The following is a 16,795-nucleotide window of genomic DNA, read 5'->3' as shown; positions in this document are numbered from 1 at the left end:
AACTCGTCTTATTTTAAAAAAATGTTACCTGAATCCATAGGCAATGGCGCCATTGCTCATTATAATCCGCGCCACACCATACTCAGGTATGCAAAACAACAGAACATTGACAGAGGTTATCATGGCTATTGAACGTACTTTTTCCATCATCAAACCAAACGCGGTGGCAAAAAACGTTATTGGCAGCATCTTCGCTCGCTTTGAATCAGCAGGTTTTAAGATTGTTGGCACTAAAATGCTGCACCTGACCGTTGAACAGGCTCGCGGTTTCTACGCTGAGCACGAAGGTCGCCCATTCTTTGACGGCCTGGTTGAGTTCATGACCTCTGGTCCGATCGTTGTATCCGTACTGGAAGGCGAAAACGCAGTACAGCGTCACCGTGACCTGCTGGGTGCAACCAACCCGGATAACGCGCTGGCAGGTACCCTGCGCGCTGACTACGCTGACAGCTTCACCGAGAACGGTACTCACGGTTCTGACTCTGTTGAATCTGCTGCCCGCGAAATCGCTTTCTTCTTCGCAGAAGGCGAAGTGTGTCCACGTACCCGTTAATTTAACGGTTTCGTTTACACATTATTTTCGTAAATGCCGCGTCCAGACGTGGCATCCCTGCGTCAGAGTTTGTACAATGCCACGCCCCGGACGAGCAGACTGCTTTCCGGGGCGTTTCTATTCAACCCTCCATGGGCCATAACGTGTAACAACGAGGCCGGAAAATATTATGTCTGAATTAGTGAATACCTCCGAAGTCGCCACGCCTGCGGTTCCAAATAAAAATGGAAAAATCAACCTGCTGGATCTGAACCGTCAGCAGATGCGCGAGTTCTTTAAAGAGATGGGTGAGAAACCGTTTCGTGCCGATCAGGTGATGAAATGGATGTACCATTACTGCAGCGACAATTTTGATGACATGACTGACATCAACAAGGTCCTGCGTAATAAGCTCAAAGAAGTTGCAGAGATCCGTGCGCCAGAAGTGGTGGAAGAGCAGCGTTCTTCTGACGGCACCATCAAATGGGCGATTGCCGTAGGCGATCAACGCGTTGAAACCGTCTACATCCCGGAAGAAGACCGCGCCACGCTGTGTGTCTCCTCTCAGGTAGGCTGTGCGCTGGAGTGCAAATTCTGCTCTACCGCGCAGCAAGGTTTTAACCGTAACCTGCGTGTCTCTGAAATTATCGGCCAGGTCTGGCGTGCCGCAAAAATTGTGGGCGCAGCAAAAGTGACAGGTACGCGTCCCATTACCAACGTGGTGATGATGGGCATGGGTGAGCCACTGCTGAACCTGACCAACGTCGTTCCGGCGATGGAAATCATGCTGGATGACTTCGGTTTCGGTCTGTCTAAACGTCGCGTGACGTTGTCGACCTCCGGTGTTGTACCTGCGCTGGACAAGCTCGGTGACATGATTGACGTTGCGCTGGCAATCTCCCTGCACGCACCAAACGATGAAATCCGTGACGAAATTGTGCCGATCAACAAAAAGTACAATATCGAAACCTTCCTCGCTGCCGTGCGTCGTTACCTGGAGAAATCTAACGCGAACCAGGGCCGTGTCACTATCGAGTACGTGATGCTTGACCATGTTAACGACGGTACCGAACATGCGCATCAGTTGGCTGAACTGCTGAAAGATACGCCATGCAAAATCAACCTGATTCCATGGAACCCGTTCCCGGGCGCACCTTATGGACGTAGCTCGAACAGCCGTATCGATCGCTTCTCCAAAGTGCTGATGGAGTATGGTTTCACCACCATCGTGCGTAAAACCCGTGGTGATGACATTGATGCCGCATGCGGACAGCTGGCAGGTGATGTCATTGACCGTACCAAACGCACCCTGCGTAAACGCATGCAGGGTGAGACAATTGCGGTCAAAGCTGTTTGATTATTATGCACTCACGGCGCATTATCTGCGCCGTGAAGCATAATCTTACTGAATAATCAGTCAGATTCGTGATGACTGAGTAATAATTACGGTGCGTTTCATTCGACTTTCGGGCAGTATGTAACGACGTAACAACAGTTTAGCCGTACGGGCAGGGCTGTACTGTCATCTCCGGGCAGACAGTCTTATACTGTCTGTTCACGGTTAACTGACCAGAAGTTTCGCGGTGCGGGTGGCATTGTGACTCACCGGCGCCTGAACCCTTATTTTTCACGTACCAGTAGTTGTAGCGAATGAATACTGAAGCCACTCACGACCAACATGAAGCACTCTCCACTGGCGTTCGTCTTCGCAACGCCCGTGAACAACTCGGACTCAGCCAGCAAGCCGTTGCAGAACGCTTGTGCCTGAAGGTTTCCACGGTTCGCGATATTGAAGAAGATAAGGCACCTGCCGATCTGGCTTCAACGTTCTTGCGCGGTTATATCCGCTCTTACGCAAAACTGGTGCACATCCCCGAAAACGAATTACTGCCGATGATGGAGAAGCAGGCACCGGTACGTGCAGCGAAAGTTGCGCCGATGCAGACTTTCTCCCTGGGGAAACGTCGTAAAAAACGTGATGGCTGGCTGATGAGCTTTACCTGGCTGGTCCTGTTTGTGGTGATCGGTCTGACCGGCGCATGGTGGTGGCAAAACCACAAGGCGCAGCAGGAAGAGATCACCACCATGGCCGATCAATCCTCCGCCGAACTCAACCAGGCCGGAAGTGAGAACGGCCAGAGCGTGCCGCTGAATACCGACGGCGCAGCTTCCTCCAGCGAGCCACAGACCGCAGCGCCAGACGCGTCGGCGACCGGTGCAGCGCAGACCCCGGTAGCAACGGCGAACACCACTGCACCTCTGGCTCAGGATCAAAACGCGGTGGTTTCCCCTTCTCAGGCTAATGTTGATACGGCGGCGAACGCGCCAGCGGCCAGTCAGCCTACGGACAATACCGCAGCCTCTCTGCCAACCAACCCGGCAGGCACTGCCACGGCAGCCGCTGATCCGAATGCGCTGGTGATGAACTTTAACGCCGACTGCTGGCTGGAGGTGACTGACGCAACAGGTAAAAAACTGTTCAGCGGCCTGCAGCGTAAAGATGGCACGTTAAACCTAACCGGCCAGGCTCCTTATAAACTTAAAATCGGCGCTCCGGCAGCGGTACAGATCCAGTATCAAGGAAAACCTGTCGACCTGAGCCGCTTTATCAGAACTAACCAGGTTGCACGTCTTACCGTTAATGCCGAACAATCAGCAGCACAGTAACAGACGGGCAACGCGGGAGATTTTTCATGCATAACCAGGCTCCGATTCAACGTAGAAAATCGAAACGGATTTACGTTGGGAATGTGCCAATCGGCGATGGGGCACCAATCGCCGTTCAGTCGATGACCAACACGCGCACCACCGATGTGGAAGCGACGGTCAATCAAATCAAAGCATTAGAACGTGTGGGCGCGGACATTGTTCGTGTCTCCGTCCCGACCATGGATGCCGCTGAGGCGTTCAAACTGATCAAACAGCAGGTCAGCGTTCCGCTGGTGGCTGATATCCACTTCGACTACCGCATTGCCCTGAAAGTGGCCGAATACGGCGTCGATTGCCTGCGTATTAACCCGGGCAATATCGGTAACGAAGAGCGTATCCGCATGGTAGTGGACTGCGCCCGCGATAAAAATATTCCTATCCGTATCGGCGTCAATGCCGGTTCCCTGGAAAAAGATCTGCAGGAAAAGTACGGTGAGCCTACGCCACAGGCGTTGCTCGAATCCGCGATGCGTCACGTCGATCATCTCGATCGTCTTAACTTCGATCAGTTCAAAGTCAGCGTAAAAGCGTCCGACGTATTCCTTGCGGTGGAGTCTTACCGCCTGCTGGCAAAACAGATCGACCAGCCTCTGCACCTCGGGATCACCGAAGCAGGCGGTCTGCGTAGCGGTTCGGTAAAATCCGCGATCGGTCTGGGGCTGCTGCTCTCCGAAGGGATCGGTGATACCCTGCGCGTCTCTCTGGCGGCCGATCCGGTCGAAGAGATCAAGGTCGGATTCGATATCCTGAAGTCGCTGCGTATTCGCGCACGTGGGATCAACTTCATTGCCTGCCCAACCTGTTCACGTCAGGAGTTTGATGTGATCGGAACGGTGAATGCTCTGGAGCAGCGTCTGGAAGACATCATCACACCGATGGACGTCTCCATCATCGGCTGTGTGGTGAACGGTCCGGGTGAAGCGCTGGTGTCAACCCTGGGCGTGACCGGCGGTAACAAGAAAAGTGGTCTCTATGAAGATGGCGTTCGTAAAGATCGTCTGGATAATAGCGACATGATCGACCAGCTTGAAGCCCGCATCCGTGCCAAAGCGGCCATGATGGACGAGACACAGCGTATCAGCGTTCAGCAGGTTGAAAAATAACGTGATGGGAAGCCGCGAGCTTCCCATGTATGATTGAACCCATTCTTTGGGTTTTTTTTGTATATAGAAAGAGAATAAACGTGGCAAAAAACATTCAAGCCATCCGCGGCATGAACGATTATCTGCCTGGCGAAACCGCCATCTGGCAGCGCATTGAAGGCACACTGAAGCAGGTGCTCGGCAGCTACGGTTACAGCGAAATCCGTTTGCCGATTGTAGAGCAGACCCCGTTATTCAAACGCGCGATCGGCGAAGTCACCGACGTGGTTGAAAAAGAGATGTACACCTTTGAGGACCGTAACGGCGACAGCCTGACCTTGCGTCCGGAAGGGACGGCGGGCTGCGTACGCGCCGGCATCGAACATGGTCTTCTGTACAATCAGGAGCAACGCCTGTGGTATATCGGCCCGATGTTCCGCCACGAACGTCCCCAGAAAGGTCGTTATCGCCAGTTCAACCAGCTGGGTGTGGAAGTCTTTGGCCTGCAGGGGCCGGATATTGACGCTGAGCTGATTATGCTGACCGCTCGCTGGTGGCGCGCGCTGGGGATTTCTGAGCACGTTTCGCTGGAGCTGAACTCAATCGGCTCTCTGGAAGCACGCGCAAACTACCGTGACGCGCTGGTGGCGTTCCTGGAACAGCATAAAGATAAGCTGGACGAAGACTGCAAACGTCGTATGTACAGCAATCCGCTGCGCGTTCTGGATTCCAAAAACGCAGATGTACAGGCGCTGCTGAACGATGCGCCGGCGCTGGGTGACTACCTGGATGAAGAGTCTCGCGAACACTTCGCGGGCCTGTGCAAGCTGCTTGAAGCGGCAGGTATCGCTTACACCGTTAACCAGCGCCTGGTGCGCGGTCTGGACTACTACAACCGCACTGTATTCGAGTGGGTTACCTCAAGCCTCGGTTCGCAGGGCACCGTGTGTGCGGGCGGTCGTTATGACGGTCTGGTAGAGCAGTTAGGTGGCCGTGCAGCCCCTGCGGTTGGCTTCGCGATGGGTCTTGAACGACTTGTTTTGCTGGTTCAGGCAGTTAATCCGGAATTTAAAGCAGATTCCGTTGTCGATATATACCTGGTGGCCTCAGGTGCGGATACGCAGTCTGCGGCGATGCAGCTTGCTGAACGCGTGCGCGATGCACTGCCGGAGGTTAAGCTGATGACCAACCACGGCGGCGGCAACTTTAAAAAACAGTTTGCTCGTGCCGATAAGTGGGGCGCAAGTATTGCACTGGTGCTGGGCGAGTCCGAAGTGGCTAACGGCGAAGTAGTAGTGAAAGACCTGCGCTCTGGTGAGCAGACAACGGTAACGCAGGACGGCGTTGCGGCGCACTTGCGCACTCTATTAGGCTAAGGAGAAGGACTGCGTGGAAATTTACGAGAACGAACACGATCAGGTCGACGCGATTAAACGCTTCTTTGCTGAAAACGGCAAAGCGCTGGTTGTTGGGGTAATTTTAGGTGTCGGTGCGCTGATAGGCTGGCGTTACTGGAACAATCATCAGGCGGATTCCGCGCGTGGCGCGTCCCTGTCCTATGAAAATACCGTGAGCGCAATTCGAGCCGATCAGCCACAAACGCTGACGGCAGCCGAAAAGTTTGCGGCTGATAACAAAAACACCTACGGTGCACTGGCTGCACTGGAAGTAGCACAGCAGTACGTTGATAAGAACGAACTGGATAAAGCGGCTGCTCAGCTGTCTCAGGGCCTTGCGGCCGCCAGCGATGAAAACCTGAAAGCGGTTATCAACCTTCGTCTGGCACGTATCCAGGTTCAGCAGAAAAAAGCTGACGACGCGCTGAAAACGCTCGATACCATCAAAGGTGAGGGCTTTGCTGCCATCGTTGCCGATCTGCGCGGTGAAGCACTGCTGAGCAAAGGTGACAAAGCGGGCGCGCGTAAAGCGTGGCAAGCTGGCGTGGATAGTCAGGCATCACCTGCGCTGAGCGAAATGATGCAGATGAAAATAAATAATTTGTCCGTCTGAGAGGGACCCGATGCAATTGCGTAAATTACTTCTGCCAGGACTGCTTTCTGTTACGTTATTGAGTGGTTGTTCACTGTTCAGTGGCGAAGAAGACGTTGTGAAAATGTCCCCACTGCCGACGGTTGAAAACCAGTTTACCCCATCCACTGCGTGGAGCACCTCCGTGGGTGATGGGATTGGTGATTTCTATTCCAACCTTCATCCGGCCTTTGCCGACAGCGTAATCTATGCGGCTGACCGCAAAGGTACCGTGAAAGCGGTGAACGCTGATGACGGAAAAGAAGTGTGGTCGATTAACCTGGCGGAAAAAGATGGCTGGTTCTCCCGTAAACCTGCACTACTGTCTGGTGGCCTGACGGTTGCCGGTGGTCATGTCTACGTGGGCAGCGAAAAAGCGCAGGTTTATGCCCTGAATAGCAGTGACGGCTCCATTGCCTGGCAAACGACTGTGGCGGGTGAATCCCTGTCTCGTCCGGTGGTAAGTGACGGCCTGGTGCTGATTCATACCAGCAACGGTCAGCTGCAGGCGCTGAACGAAGCGGACGGACTGGTGAAATGGACCGTTAACCTGGATATGCCAGCGCTTTCTCTGCGCGGCGAATCCGCACCGGCTACCGCGTTTGGTGCTGCCATTGTCGGCGGTGACAACGGTCGCGTGAGCGCAGTGCTGATGCAGCAAGGCCAGATGATCTGGCAGCAGCGTATCTCTCAGGCTACGGGCTCAACGGAAATTGACCGTCTGAGCGACGTCGACACAACGCCGGTTATCGTTAACGGTGTGGTTTACGCGCTGGCCTATAACGGTAACCTGACTGCGCTGGATCTGCGCAGCGGCCAGATCATGTGGAAACGTGAGCTGGGCTCGGTGAATGATTTCATCGTTGAGGGTAACCGCATCTATATGGTTGACCAGAACGACCGACTGCTGGCTCTGAGCACCGAAGGTGGCGTGACGCTGTGGACGCAAAGCGATCTGCTGCACCGTCTGCTGACCGCGCCAGCGCTGTACAACGGTAGCCTGGTGGTGGGTGACAGCGAAGGGTATATGCACTGGATTGATCCAGAAAATGGTCGCTTTGTTGCACAGCAAAAAGTCGACAGCTCTGGTTTCCTGACCGATCCGGTTGTGGCCGATGGTAAACTGCTGATTCAGGCAAAAGACGGCACGCTGTACGCGATCACGCGTTAATTACCCGGCGGTTGTAGTATACTAAACGGCTCCTGTTCATTCAGGAGCCGTTTTGACATTTTTAAAAACGCCGCGAAAGCGACGTTATTTTGAATTTTATGAGGCTTCAAACATGGTACCTGTGGTCGCGCTTGTCGGGCGCCCTAACGTTGGAAAATCCACTCTTTTTAACCGTTTAACACGCACCCGTGATGCGCTGGTTGCGGATTTCCCGGGGCTGACGCGTGACCGTAAGTACGGTCGTGCAGAAGTAGAAGGACGCGAGTTCATCTGTATTGATACCGGTGGTATTGACGGCACTGAAGATGGTGTTGAAACCCGCATGGCAGAGCAGTCGCTGCTGGCAATTGAAGAGGCCGATGTGGTGCTGTTCATGGTGGATGCCCGTGCTGGCCTGATGCCAGCGGACTCCGCTATCGCCAAACACCTGCGTTCACGCGAAAAGCCGACCTTCCTGGTGGCGAACAAAACTGACGGCATCGATGCCGATCAGGCAATCGCGGATTTCTGGTCTCTGGGCCTGGGTGAAATCTACCCTATCGCGGCATCGCATGGCCGTGGCGTAACCAGCCTGCTGGAAACCGTTCTGCTACCGTGGGTCGACGAAGTTAACCCGCCAGAAGAGGTGGACGAAGACGCCGAATACTGGGCGCAGTTTGAAGACGGAGAAGAGGGCGAAGAAGAAGAGCCTGAAGACGACTTCAACCCGCAGGATCTGCCGATCAAGCTGGCTATCGTGGGTCGTCCAAACGTAGGTAAGTCTACGCTTACTAACCGTATCCTGGGTGAAGAGCGCGTGGTCGTTTACGACATGCCGGGCACCACCCGTGACAGTATCTACATCCCTATGCAGCGCGATGAGCGTGAGTATGTCCTCATCGACACCGCAGGCGTACGTAAGCGTGGAAAAATCACCGATGTGGTGGAAAAATTCTCCGTTATCAAAACCCTGCAGGCGATTGAAGATGCCAACGTGGTGCTGCTGGTTATTGATGCTCGCGAAGGTATCTCCGATCAGGATCTCTCTCTGCTCGGCTTCATCCTCAATAGTGGGCGCTCACTGGTTATCGTGGTCAACAAATGGGATGGCCTGAGCAATGAAGTGAGAGAGCAGGTGAAAGAGACTCTCGACTTCCGTCTGGGCTTCATCGACTTTGCTCGTGTGCACTTCATCTCCGCGCTGCACGGCAGCGGCGTGGGCAACCTGTTCGAATCGGTGCGTGAAGCGTATGACAGCTCCACCCGTCGTCAGAGTACCGCCATGCTGACCCGCATCATGAACATGGCTGCAGAAGACCATCAGCCGCCGCTGGTGCGCGGTCGTCGCGTGAAGCTGAAATATGCCCACGCCGGTGGTTATAACCCGCCAATCGTGGTGATTCACGGCAACCAGGTGAAAGACCTGCCGGACTCCTACAAGCGCTATCTGATGAACTACTTCCGTAAATCGCTTGACGTGATGGGCACGCCTATCCGTATCCAGTTTAAGGAAGGGGAAAACCCGTTCGCCAACAAGCGCAACACCCTGACGCCAAACCAGATGCGTAAGCGTAAGCGTTTGATTAAACACATTAAGAAAAGCAAATAATCATTGCCGATCTCACCAAAGCCCGCGTTTATCGCGGGCTTTTTTTTCGCTCAATCATACCGTCGGTTTTCTCTGTGTGAAGTCAATCACTATTCACTTTTAACCAAGTTTAAATCTAAGAAAGTAGACAATAGTCGAATTTTCATCTTAAAGTCCGGGGTCCGGTACTAGACAAAACTAGCGCCTGGTTATCAAATGGTTAACTAACTTTTCGCCGCATGTAAAAAATCGGTCAGATACGTAACTGACCGGCGTACTTGCTGGTGTTTACAAGCACGACGACATACCTTTCGGGAGAATTATGCAATCCTCTGTTAATCAAAAAGAAAGCCGAACGTTCTTCGGCCATCCGTATCCGCTCGGTTCTCTGTTCTTCACCGAGATGTGGGAGCGCTTCTCGTTTTACGGCATTCGCCCGTTACTGATCCTGTTTATGGCCGCCACCGTCTATGACGGCGGGATGGGGCTGGCGCGCGAAAACGCCTCGGCGATTGTCGGTATCTTTGCCGGGACCATGTATCTGGCCGCGCTGCCGGGTGGCTGGCTGGCCGATAACTGGCTCGGCCAGCAGAGAGCCGTCTGGTACGGTTCGATTCTGATTGCGCTCGGTCACCTGTCGATCGCGCTGTCGGCCATCATGGGCGATAACCTGTTCTTCATCGGCCTGATGTTCATCGTGCTCGGCTCTGGTCTGTTCAAAACCTGTATCTCGGTGATGGTCGGTACTCTGTACAAAAAAGGTGACGCGCGTCGTGACGGCGGATTCTCGCTGTTCTACATGGGCATCAACATGGGCTCGTTCATCGCGCCACTGATTTCCGGCTGGCTGATCAAAACCCACGGCTGGCACTGGGGCTTTGGTATTGGCGGTATCGGGATGCTGGTCGCGCTGATTATCTTCCGCGTGTTTGCCGTTCCGGCGATGAAACGCTATGACAGCGAAGTCGGTCTGGACTCCACCTGGAACAGCCCTGTCGTGAAGCGTAACGGCGTGGGCGTGTGGCTACTGGCGCTGGCCGCAGGTGTGGCGACGATCGTCACGCTGATCGCCCAGGGCGTGATTGTGATTAACCCGGTCGCGGTAGCCAGCGTGCTGGTTTACGTGATTGCGGCGTCCGTGGCCCTCTACTTTATTTATCTGTTTGTTTTTGCAGGCCTGAACCGTAAAGAGCGCGCCAGACTGCTGGTCTGTTTTATTCTGCTGATCTCTGCGGCCTTCTTCTGGTCTGCGTTTGAGCAGAAGCCAACCTCGTTCAACCTGTTCGCCAACGACTACACTAACCGCATGATCGGTGATTTCGAAATCCCGGCGGTGTGGTTCCAGTCAATTAACGCCCTGTTCATCATCCTGCTGGCACCGGTATTTAGCTGGGCATGGCCGAAGCTTGCGAGCATGAACATTCGTCCGAGCAGTATCACCAAGTTTGTTATCGGTATTCTGTGTGCTGCGGCAGGTTTTGGCCTGATGATGCTGGCGGCAGAAAACGTGCTGAGTAATGGTGGCGCGGGCGTGTCGCCGTTCTGGCTGGTGGGCAGTATCCTGATGCTGACGCTCGGCGAACTGTGCCTGAGCCCGATAGGCCTGGCGACCATGACATTGCTGGCGCCAGAGAGAATGCGCGGTCAGATGATGGGCTTGTGGTTCTGCGCCAGTGCGCTGGGGAACCTGGCTGCGGGTCTGATTGGCGGTCACGTGAAGGCCGACCAGCTGGATATGCTGCCGGATCTCTTTGCTCGCTGTTCCGTCGCGCTGCTGATTTGTGCCGCGGTACTGATTGTCCTCATTGTTCCAGTGCGTCGTATGCTGGAAAATGCACAAACTAAACCGGCCGCTAACGCCTGATAAACCTCAGTGTGCCGGGGCAGACGTTACGCCCCGGCACTGTATTCCCTGAGGTGAAATTATGCAGTTAGGATTTGTTGGTCTTGGCGCGGTAGTGGAAACCGCGTATCTGCCCGCGTTGCAACACCTTTTTGGTCACTCGGTGCGTTGTTTTGGGTTTGATGTTCTTCCTGCAAAGCACCCTGAAGGCGTTACGCGCTGCACTTCCCTGGCGCAACTTCTTGCCATACCGCTGGATACCCTGTTTATCACCACCGCCTCGCTGCATCATCTTGAGGTGTTGGAGCAGGCGATTGCCTCACCCGTTCCACGCATTGTGGTTGAAAAACCGGTAGTCGCCACGCTTCCCCAAATAGAAAAGCTCAACACGCTGCTGGCAAAACCCGGTGTGGCATCTCGCGTGCTGGCGCTCGATCACTGGATGGCGCGCCTTGAAACAGTGAAGCGGTCGCTGGTGGGTAATGTCTCTGACATCGTCAAAATCGACGGTTTTTTGCAGGAGCCGAGTGGCTATAACGTAGCTGGAGAACCCATTGCGCTTAACTTTGCCACGGGCGAGCCGGATACCCGTACGCTTCGCCATCCTGATGGCGTGATTCTGGATATCGGTACGCACGTGCTGGCGATGCTGCGTGAAACGGTGCGTTATCTGGGAGGCCATGACGATATGACGTTGCAGGTCGTCACGGCTAAAGACCGCTTGGGTCGCGAAATCGCAAAAGGCGACCTGACCACGGCGGAAGGCGAGGCGCATCTTCAGGGCTGCATCAGCGGCGTGCCGGTGGATATCTGGCTTAACAAATACGCGGGACCCGCGGGCGGGCAAAAAGGTTTACGGCTCTATCTGCGCGACGGGCGGACCATAAGTTACGACCGACACGGCACAGAAGATGTGCTGGAGCTGATAAATGGCGAGACCCGTCAATGCTGGAAAATTCCCGGCACAATCTACGAACACTGTCTTGCAGAGCATATTCTGGGCGCCAGGAGTCTGTATGAACGGGCTCCGCAAGAGGTTAGTCGCACCACGCGCCGCAGGATCGAGGAAGTGACGCTGCTGCTGACCTTGCAGCAACAGTTGCGTGGCCCGCACTGAACGCAACGTGGTAAAATTATCACAGACATGAATGCGCTAAAGGAGTCACCATGACGATTACCTGCCCGGATTGCCAGACACGGCTTGAGCCCCTGAACGGGGTGGCACATTGCGACAGCTGTAATAAAGACATTGCGCTTGAAGCCCGTTGCCCGGAATGCCATCAGCCGCTCCAGGTATTAAAAGCCTGCGGCGCGGTGGACTATTTCTGCCAGAACGGCCACGGTCTTATCTCTAAAAAACGCGTGGAGTTTGTTCGGGCCGAAGGCTAATCGCACACGCAGCCTTCGCCTTTCTGCCACAGCTCGATCAGCGACTCGGGCGCCTCCTGCTCCGGTACCAGCACGATGATATCGGCGTAGTGCGCCTGATTTTGCCCGGTCCAGATAATCTGGATGCGGAAATAGCGCTGGTCGCCGCTGCCGGGTGAAGAGGCTTGCCCCGGCGGCTGACCGCGAGGAAAAGCCTGCTCCAGGATGCTCACCACGCGCTGGCGCTGAGCCTCATTGAGCGAAGAAAGCGCGATGGTACGCTGGCCGCTCAGCTTAGGAATAAAAGCGACGCCGCCTTCACGGGCCAGCTCAACCACGGCGTCATCCGTCAGTTCCGGAACCTGCATTTACAGCACTCCCACCTGTTCCCAGGCTTGCTTAATGGCCGCGCCAACGTCGCCACCGGAGCGTTTCTCTCCGTGCGCTATCGTCAGTTTTGCGAAGGCCTCAAAATCCGCATCCTGCGCCAGATTGCGATCGCAAACTGTGTCGTACCAGGCATAACCCGCTTTTTCCCAGGCGTAGCCGCCGATCGCCGTCGCGGCCAGATAAAATGCCCGGTTGGGAATGCCGGAATTCAGGTGGACGCCGCCGTTATCCTCGCGCGTTTTAATGAAATCTTTCATGTGCGCGGGCTGCGGATCGTTGCCGAGCAGCGGATCGTCGTAGGCAGTGCCGGGTTCAGACATCGAGCGCAGCCCTTTACCGTTGATTCCTTTTGCAAGCAACCCTTCACCAATGAGCCAATCTGCTTTATCGGCGGTTTGCTTCAGATGATACTGTTTGACCAGGGTTCCAAACACGTCTGACAGCGACTCGTTCAGCGCGCCAGACTGTTCAAAATAGATAAGCCCGGCTTCGGTCTCAGTCACACCGTGGCTCAGCTCGTGTGCCACCACGTCGATGGCGATGGTAAAGCGGTTAAAGATTTCCCCGTCACCGTCGCCGAATACCATCTGCTGACCGTTCCAGAAGGCGTTCTGATATTCCCGACCGTAATGCACGGTACCGGTCAAAATAAGCCCTTTATTATCGAGTGAGTCACGCTGATATTCTTTCCAGAAGAAATCATGGGTAATACCCAAATAATCGTACGCTTCATCTACCGCCACATCACCGTTCGAAGGCTGGCCCTCGTAACGCACCTGCGAACCCGGCAGTTCCTGGGTCTGCTTCGCGTCGTAAATATCGCGCTCCAGCTGTCCGGCTTTATTCACGTGCGGCGCGGCAGGTTTTCCCGGCATGTGGGCCATCAGCGTCTGGACATGGGTTAAGGTCTGGCGGGCGCAGCGCTGTTGCGGCTCTGAACCGCTTTCGATAATACGACGAAGAATATAAGGGGGAATAACGCTATGACGATGGTACATGCTGCTCTCCTTATTAAAAAAGGGAATAGCAGCAGTATAGTAAGTAACTGGCGAAGAATTATCCGGTTTTACGCTGGCGTGTTTTTTTCACCGGTTTAATTGATTTCACTTCGCTTTCTACCCAACCGTCTGAAAGACGTGTCGTCAGCACATCACCGGTATTCACCTGTTTAGTTTGCTTCAGCACTTTGCCGTCCGTCGCCGTCGTCACGCTATAGCCGCGCGCCAGCGTGGAGAGAGGGCTGACCGCTTCAAGATGGGTCACCGCATTACCAAAGCGTTCGCGGGTTGAGCTCAGCCGCGTACGGATATTCTCTGCCAGACGATATTCGAGCTGCTGGATCCGCGTTTGCGCGCGATAAATTTTCGGCTGCGGGTTCTGCTGGTTCAGGCGCTGCGTGACGCGCTGCTGACGCGACACTGCACGCTTGAGCTGGTTATCCAGCGCGAAATTCATGCGCTGACGCAGGCGCTCCAGGACGGTCTGCTGACGCGCCAGTCGCAGTTGTGGGTGCTGCTGCTGCAGTCGATGATGAAGCTGGGTAAAACGACGGGTACGGTTTGCGAGGAAGTAGTCCATCGCCATTTCAAGACGCTGCTGGCCGTTCTGAAGCTGACGCAGCAGTTCCAGCTGGTTGCGACTCACCACTTCCGCTGCTGCGGACGGCGTAGGGGCGCGTAAATCCGCAACAAAATCCGCGATGGTGACGTCCGTTTCGTGCCCGACGGCGCTCACGACAGGGATATGGCTTGCGAAAATCGCTCGTGCCACACGTTCGTCGTTAAAGCTCCACAGGTCTTCCAGCGAGCCGCCGCCACGTCCGACTATCAGCACGTCGCACTCCTGACGCGCATTCGCCAGTTCAATGGCGCGGACAATCTGGCCCGGTGCATCGTCACCCTGTACGGCGGTTGGGTAGATGATCACGGGCAGGGAAGGGTCACGACGCTTAAGCACGTGCAAAATATCGTGCAGGGCCGCACCGGTTTTTGAAGTGATAACCCCAACGCAGTGGGCAGGAGAGGGGAGCGGCTTTTTGAACTGCTGGTCGAACAGCCCCTCTTCCGAGAGTTTTGCTTTTAGCTGTTCATACTTCTGCTGTAGCAAGCCTTCGCCCGCAGGCTGCATGCTCTCGACGATAATCTGATAGTCACCGCGCGGCTCATACAACGTGATATTAGCGCGAACCAGAACCTGCTGGCCGTGCTGAGGACGGAACGTCACGCGACGGTTGCTGTTGCGGAACATCGCACAGCGCACCTGGGCGGTATCGTCTTTTAGCGTAAAGTACCAGTGACCGGATGACGGCTGTGTGAAGTTTGAGATCTCGCCGCTGATCCACACTTGCCCCATTTCCTGCTCAAGCAGTAAACGAACCGTTTGATTAAGGCGGCTAACAGTAAAAATTGAAGGGGTTTGAGAGGATAACATGTGAGCGGGATCAAATTCTAAATCAGCAAGTTATTCAGTCGATAGTAACCTGCTGAGAGGGGAGTGCAAGGTTTTTTTATAAAAAAGTGTGGATGCAATCGGTTACGCTCTGTATAATGCCACGGCAATATTTAACCACCCAGGTCAGAGATATTGCCCATGCTACGTATCGCTAAAGAAGCACTGACGTTTGACGACGTCCTCCTTGTTCCCGCTCACTCCACTGTTCTGCCGAATACTGCCGATCTCAGCACGCAGTTGACGAAAACCATTCGCCTGAACATTCCTATGCTCTCTGCGGCAATGGACACCGTGACTGAAGCGCGCCTGGCTATCGCCCTGGCACAGGAAGGTGGCATCGGCTTTATTCACAAAAACATGTCTATCGAGCGTCAGGCTGAAGAAGTTCGCCGCGTGAAGAAACATGAATCCGGTATCGTGTCTGACCCACAGACCGTTCTGCCAACCACCACCCTGCACGAAGTGAAAGCCCTGACCGAACGTAACGGCTTTGCCGGTTACCCGGTTGTGACTGAAGCCAACGAACTGGTCGGTATCATTACCGGTCGTGACGTGCGTTTCGTGACCGACCTGAACCAGCCTGTCAGTGTTTATATGACACCGAAAGAGCGTCTGGTAACCGTTCGTGAAGGCGAAGCCCGTGACGTCGTGTTCGCTAAAATGCACGAAAAACGCGTTGAGAAAGCGCTGGTTGTGGATGCGAACTTCCACCTGCGCGGCATGATCACCGTTAAAGATTTCCAGAAAGCAGAACGTAAACCTAACGCCTGTAAAGACGAGCATGGCCGTCTGCGCGTAGGTGCTGCGGTTGGCGCGGGTGCCGGTAACGAAGAGCGTGTTGATGCGCTGGTTGCTGCGGGCGTTGACGTGCTGCTGATTGACTCCTCTCACGGCCACTCTGAAGGCGTTCTGCAACGTATTCGTGATACCCGTGCTAAATACCCTGATCTGCAGATCATCGGCGGTAACGTGGCGACGGGTGCAGGTGCTCGCGCACTGGCTGACGCTGGTTGCAGCGCGGTGAAAGTGGGTATCGGTCCTGGCTCCATCTGTACTACCCGTATCGTGACCGGCGTGGGCGTTCCACAGATCACTGCAGTGTCTGACGCGGTTGAAGCGCTGGAAGGCACCGGTATTCCGGTTATCGCTGACGGCGGTATCCGCTTCTCTGGTGACATCGCCAAAGCGATTGCCGCAGGTGCTGCTGCGGTGATGGTAGGCTCTATGCTGGCTGGTACCGAAGAATCCCCGGGTGAAATCGAACTCTACCAGGGCCGTTCTTACAAATCTTACCGCGGTATGGGCTCTCTGGGCGCGATGTCCAAAGGTTCCTCTGACCGTTACTTCCAGACCGATAACGCCGCTGACAAACTGGTACCGGAAGGTATCGAAGGTCGCGTTGCCTATAAAGGCCGTCTGAAAGAGATCATTCACCAGCAGATGGGCGGCCTGCGCTCCTGTATGGGTCTGACCGGCTGTGGTACCATTGACCTGCTGCGTACTAAAGCGGAATTCGTACGCATCAGCGGTGCGGGTATCCAGGAGAGCCACGTTCACGACGTGACGATCACCAAAGAGTCCCCGAACTACCGTCTGGGCTCCTGATAAGTTTCCGCGCCCGGCTCCTGCCGGGCGCTCTGTTTTTGTTTCACTT

15 protein-coding genes are annotated in these 16,795 nt (G+C 54.8%); 12 read left to right on the top strand and 3 right to left on the bottom strand.

All coding sequences use genetic code 11. The features are described 5' to 3' along the window. Positions 1–121 precede the first annotated feature (121 nt). The 11 genes from ndk to ACJ9Y9_RS17260 all read left to right on the top strand — a co-directional run bounded on the left by ndk (position 122) and on the right by ACJ9Y9_RS17260 (position 12,321). Complete coding sequence (gene ndk / locus ACJ9Y9_RS17310) at positions 122–553, top strand: nucleoside-diphosphate kinase (RefSeq protein WP_003860625.1); 432 nt, start codon at positions 122–124, stop codon at positions 551–553. Positions 554–722: 169 nt separating this feature from the next. Further along, positions 723–1,889, top strand: coding sequence for a bifunctional tRNA (adenosine(37)-C2)-methyltransferase TrmG/ribosomal RNA large subunit methyltransferase RlmN (locus ACJ9Y9_RS17305; protein WP_014832896.1), 1,167 nt, complete (start codon positions 723–725; stop codon positions 1,887–1,889). A gap of 293 nt (positions 1,890–2,182) precedes the next feature. Further along, a complete protein-coding gene (rodZ, locus tag ACJ9Y9_RS17300; RefSeq protein ID WP_028016091.1) occupies positions 2,183–3,199 on the top strand; it encodes a cytoskeleton protein RodZ in 1,017 nt (338 codons plus the stop codon). 26 nt (positions 3,200–3,225) lie between these two features. Next, positions 3,226–4,344, top strand: a complete 1,119-nt coding sequence (gene ispG, locus ACJ9Y9_RS17295; RefSeq protein WP_023308814.1) for a flavodoxin-dependent (E)-4-hydroxy-3-methylbut-2-enyl-diphosphate synthase — start codon at positions 3,226–3,228, stop codon at positions 4,342–4,344. A gap of 80 nt (positions 4,345–4,424) precedes the next feature. Next, positions 4,425–5,699, top strand: coding sequence for a histidine--tRNA ligase (gene hisS / locus ACJ9Y9_RS17290; RefSeq protein ID WP_028016092.1), 1,275 nt, complete (start codon positions 4,425–4,427; stop codon positions 5,697–5,699). Positions 5,700–5,712: 13 nt separating this feature from the next. Continuing rightward, positions 5,713–6,333, top strand: a complete 621-nt coding sequence (locus ACJ9Y9_RS17285; protein ID WP_028016093.1) for a YfgM family protein — start codon at positions 5,713–5,715, stop codon at positions 6,331–6,333. Between the two features lie 10 nt (positions 6,334–6,343). After that, positions 6,344–7,522, top strand: a complete 1,179-nt coding sequence (gene bamB / locus ACJ9Y9_RS17280) for an outer membrane protein assembly factor BamB (RefSeq protein WP_028016094.1) — start codon at positions 6,344–6,346, stop codon at positions 7,520–7,522. Positions 7,523–7,634: 112 nt separating this feature from the next. Further along, on the top strand, positions 7,635–9,110 hold the full coding sequence (gene der, locus ACJ9Y9_RS17275; RefSeq protein WP_024908655.1) for a ribosome biogenesis GTPase Der: 1,476 nt from the start codon (positions 7,635–7,637) through the stop codon (positions 9,108–9,110). A 301-nt stretch (positions 9,111–9,411) separates the two neighbouring features. Then, positions 9,412–10,953 (top strand): peptide MFS transporter, encoded by a 1,542-nt coding sequence (locus ACJ9Y9_RS17270; RefSeq protein WP_028016095.1) that lies wholly within the window; start codon positions 9,412–9,414, stop codon positions 10,951–10,953. 61 nt (positions 10,954–11,014) lie between these two features. Further along, positions 11,015–12,049, top strand: coding sequence for a Gfo/Idh/MocA family oxidoreductase (locus tag ACJ9Y9_RS17265; RefSeq protein WP_028016096.1), 1,035 nt, complete (start codon positions 11,015–11,017; stop codon positions 12,047–12,049). A 50-nt stretch (positions 12,050–12,099) separates the two neighbouring features. Next, positions 12,100–12,321 carry a zinc ribbon domain-containing protein gene (locus ACJ9Y9_RS17260; protein ID WP_028016097.1) on the top strand — a complete coding sequence of 74 codons (222 nt, stop codon included), beginning with the start codon at positions 12,100–12,102 and terminating at the stop codon, positions 12,319–12,321. Here the strand turns inward: ACJ9Y9_RS17260 and ACJ9Y9_RS17255 are convergent. The 3 genes from ACJ9Y9_RS17255 to xseA are packed head-to-tail and all read right to left on the bottom strand — an operon-like array spanning position 12,318 to position 15,120. Beyond that, entirely contained in the window at positions 12,318–12,668 is a 351-nt protein-coding gene (locus ACJ9Y9_RS17255; protein ID WP_028016098.1) for a protealysin inhibitor emfourin, read from the bottom strand. The two genes, ACJ9Y9_RS17260 and ACJ9Y9_RS17255, sit on opposite strands and share 4 nt — an antisense overlap. After that, positions 12,669–13,688 carry a M4 family metallopeptidase gene (locus tag ACJ9Y9_RS17250; RefSeq protein WP_028016099.1) on the bottom strand — a complete coding sequence of 340 codons (1,020 nt, stop codon included), beginning with the start codon at positions 13,686–13,688 and terminating at the stop codon, positions 12,669–12,671. It abuts the gene before it with no gap. A gap of 58 nt (positions 13,689–13,746) precedes the next feature. Further along, positions 13,747–15,120 carry an exodeoxyribonuclease VII large subunit gene (gene xseA / locus ACJ9Y9_RS17245; RefSeq protein ID WP_028016100.1) on the bottom strand — a complete coding sequence of 458 codons (1,374 nt, stop codon included), beginning with the start codon at positions 15,118–15,120 and terminating at the stop codon, positions 13,747–13,749. Positions 15,121–15,279: 159 nt separating this feature from the next. On the opposite strand from xseA, the gene guaB reads away from it, so the two are divergent. Further along, positions 15,280–16,746, top strand: coding sequence for an IMP dehydrogenase (gene guaB / locus ACJ9Y9_RS17240; RefSeq protein ID WP_028016101.1), 1,467 nt, complete (start codon positions 15,280–15,282; stop codon positions 16,744–16,746). Positions 16,747–16,795: the final 49 nt, after the last annotated feature.

Origin of the sequence: Enterobacter sp. CPE_E1241, assembly GCF_045618265.1 — a bacterium.
GTDB classification, from domain to species: domain Bacteria; phylum Pseudomonadota; class Gammaproteobacteria; order Enterobacterales; family Enterobacteriaceae; genus Enterobacter; species Enterobacter adelaidei.
The sequence above is the reverse complement of the archived record's forward strand: the minus strand, read 5'-3'. Positions and strand labels throughout refer to the sequence as shown.

What these genes read in the sequence shown, in the direction of transcription:
- ndk (WP_003860625.1), top strand. Translation starts at nt 122, where the DNA reads ATGGCTATTGAACGTACTTTTTCCATCATCAAACCAAACGCGGTGGCA.
- ACJ9Y9_RS17305 (WP_014832896.1), top strand. Translation starts at nt 723, where the DNA reads ATGTCTGAATTAGTGAATACCTCCGAAGTCGCCACGCCTGCGGTTCCA.
- rodZ (WP_028016091.1), top strand. Translation starts at nt 2,183, where the DNA reads ATGAATACTGAAGCCACTCACGACCAACATGAAGCACTCTCCACTGGC.
- ispG (WP_023308814.1), top strand. Translation starts at nt 3,226, where the DNA reads ATGCATAACCAGGCTCCGATTCAACGTAGAAAATCGAAACGGATTTAC.
- bamB (WP_028016094.1), top strand. Translation starts at nt 6,344, where the DNA reads ATGCAATTGCGTAAATTACTTCTGCCAGGACTGCTTTCTGTTACGTTA.
- der (WP_024908655.1), top strand. Translation starts at nt 7,635, where the DNA reads ATGGTACCTGTGGTCGCGCTTGTCGGGCGCCCTAACGTTGGAAAATCC.
- ACJ9Y9_RS17270 (WP_028016095.1), top strand. Translation starts at nt 9,412, where the DNA reads ATGCAATCCTCTGTTAATCAAAAAGAAAGCCGAACGTTCTTCGGCCAT.
- ACJ9Y9_RS17265 (WP_028016096.1), top strand. Translation starts at nt 11,015, where the DNA reads ATGCAGTTAGGATTTGTTGGTCTTGGCGCGGTAGTGGAAACCGCGTAT.
- ACJ9Y9_RS17260 (WP_028016097.1), top strand. Translation starts at nt 12,100, where the DNA reads ATGACGATTACCTGCCCGGATTGCCAGACACGGCTTGAGCCCCTGAAC.
- ACJ9Y9_RS17255 (WP_028016098.1), bottom strand. Translation starts at nt 12,668, where the DNA reads ATGCAGGTTCCGGAACTGACGGATGACGCCGTGGTTGAGCTGGCCCGT.
- ACJ9Y9_RS17250 (WP_028016099.1), bottom strand. Translation starts at nt 13,688, where the DNA reads ATGTACCATCGTCATAGCGTTATTCCCCCTTATATTCTTCGTCGTATT.
- xseA (WP_028016100.1), bottom strand. Translation starts at nt 15,120, where the DNA reads ATGTTATCCTCTCAAACCCCTTCAATTTTTACTGTTAGCCGCCTTAAT.
- guaB (WP_028016101.1), top strand. Translation starts at nt 15,280, where the DNA reads ATGCTACGTATCGCTAAAGAAGCACTGACGTTTGACGACGTCCTCCTT.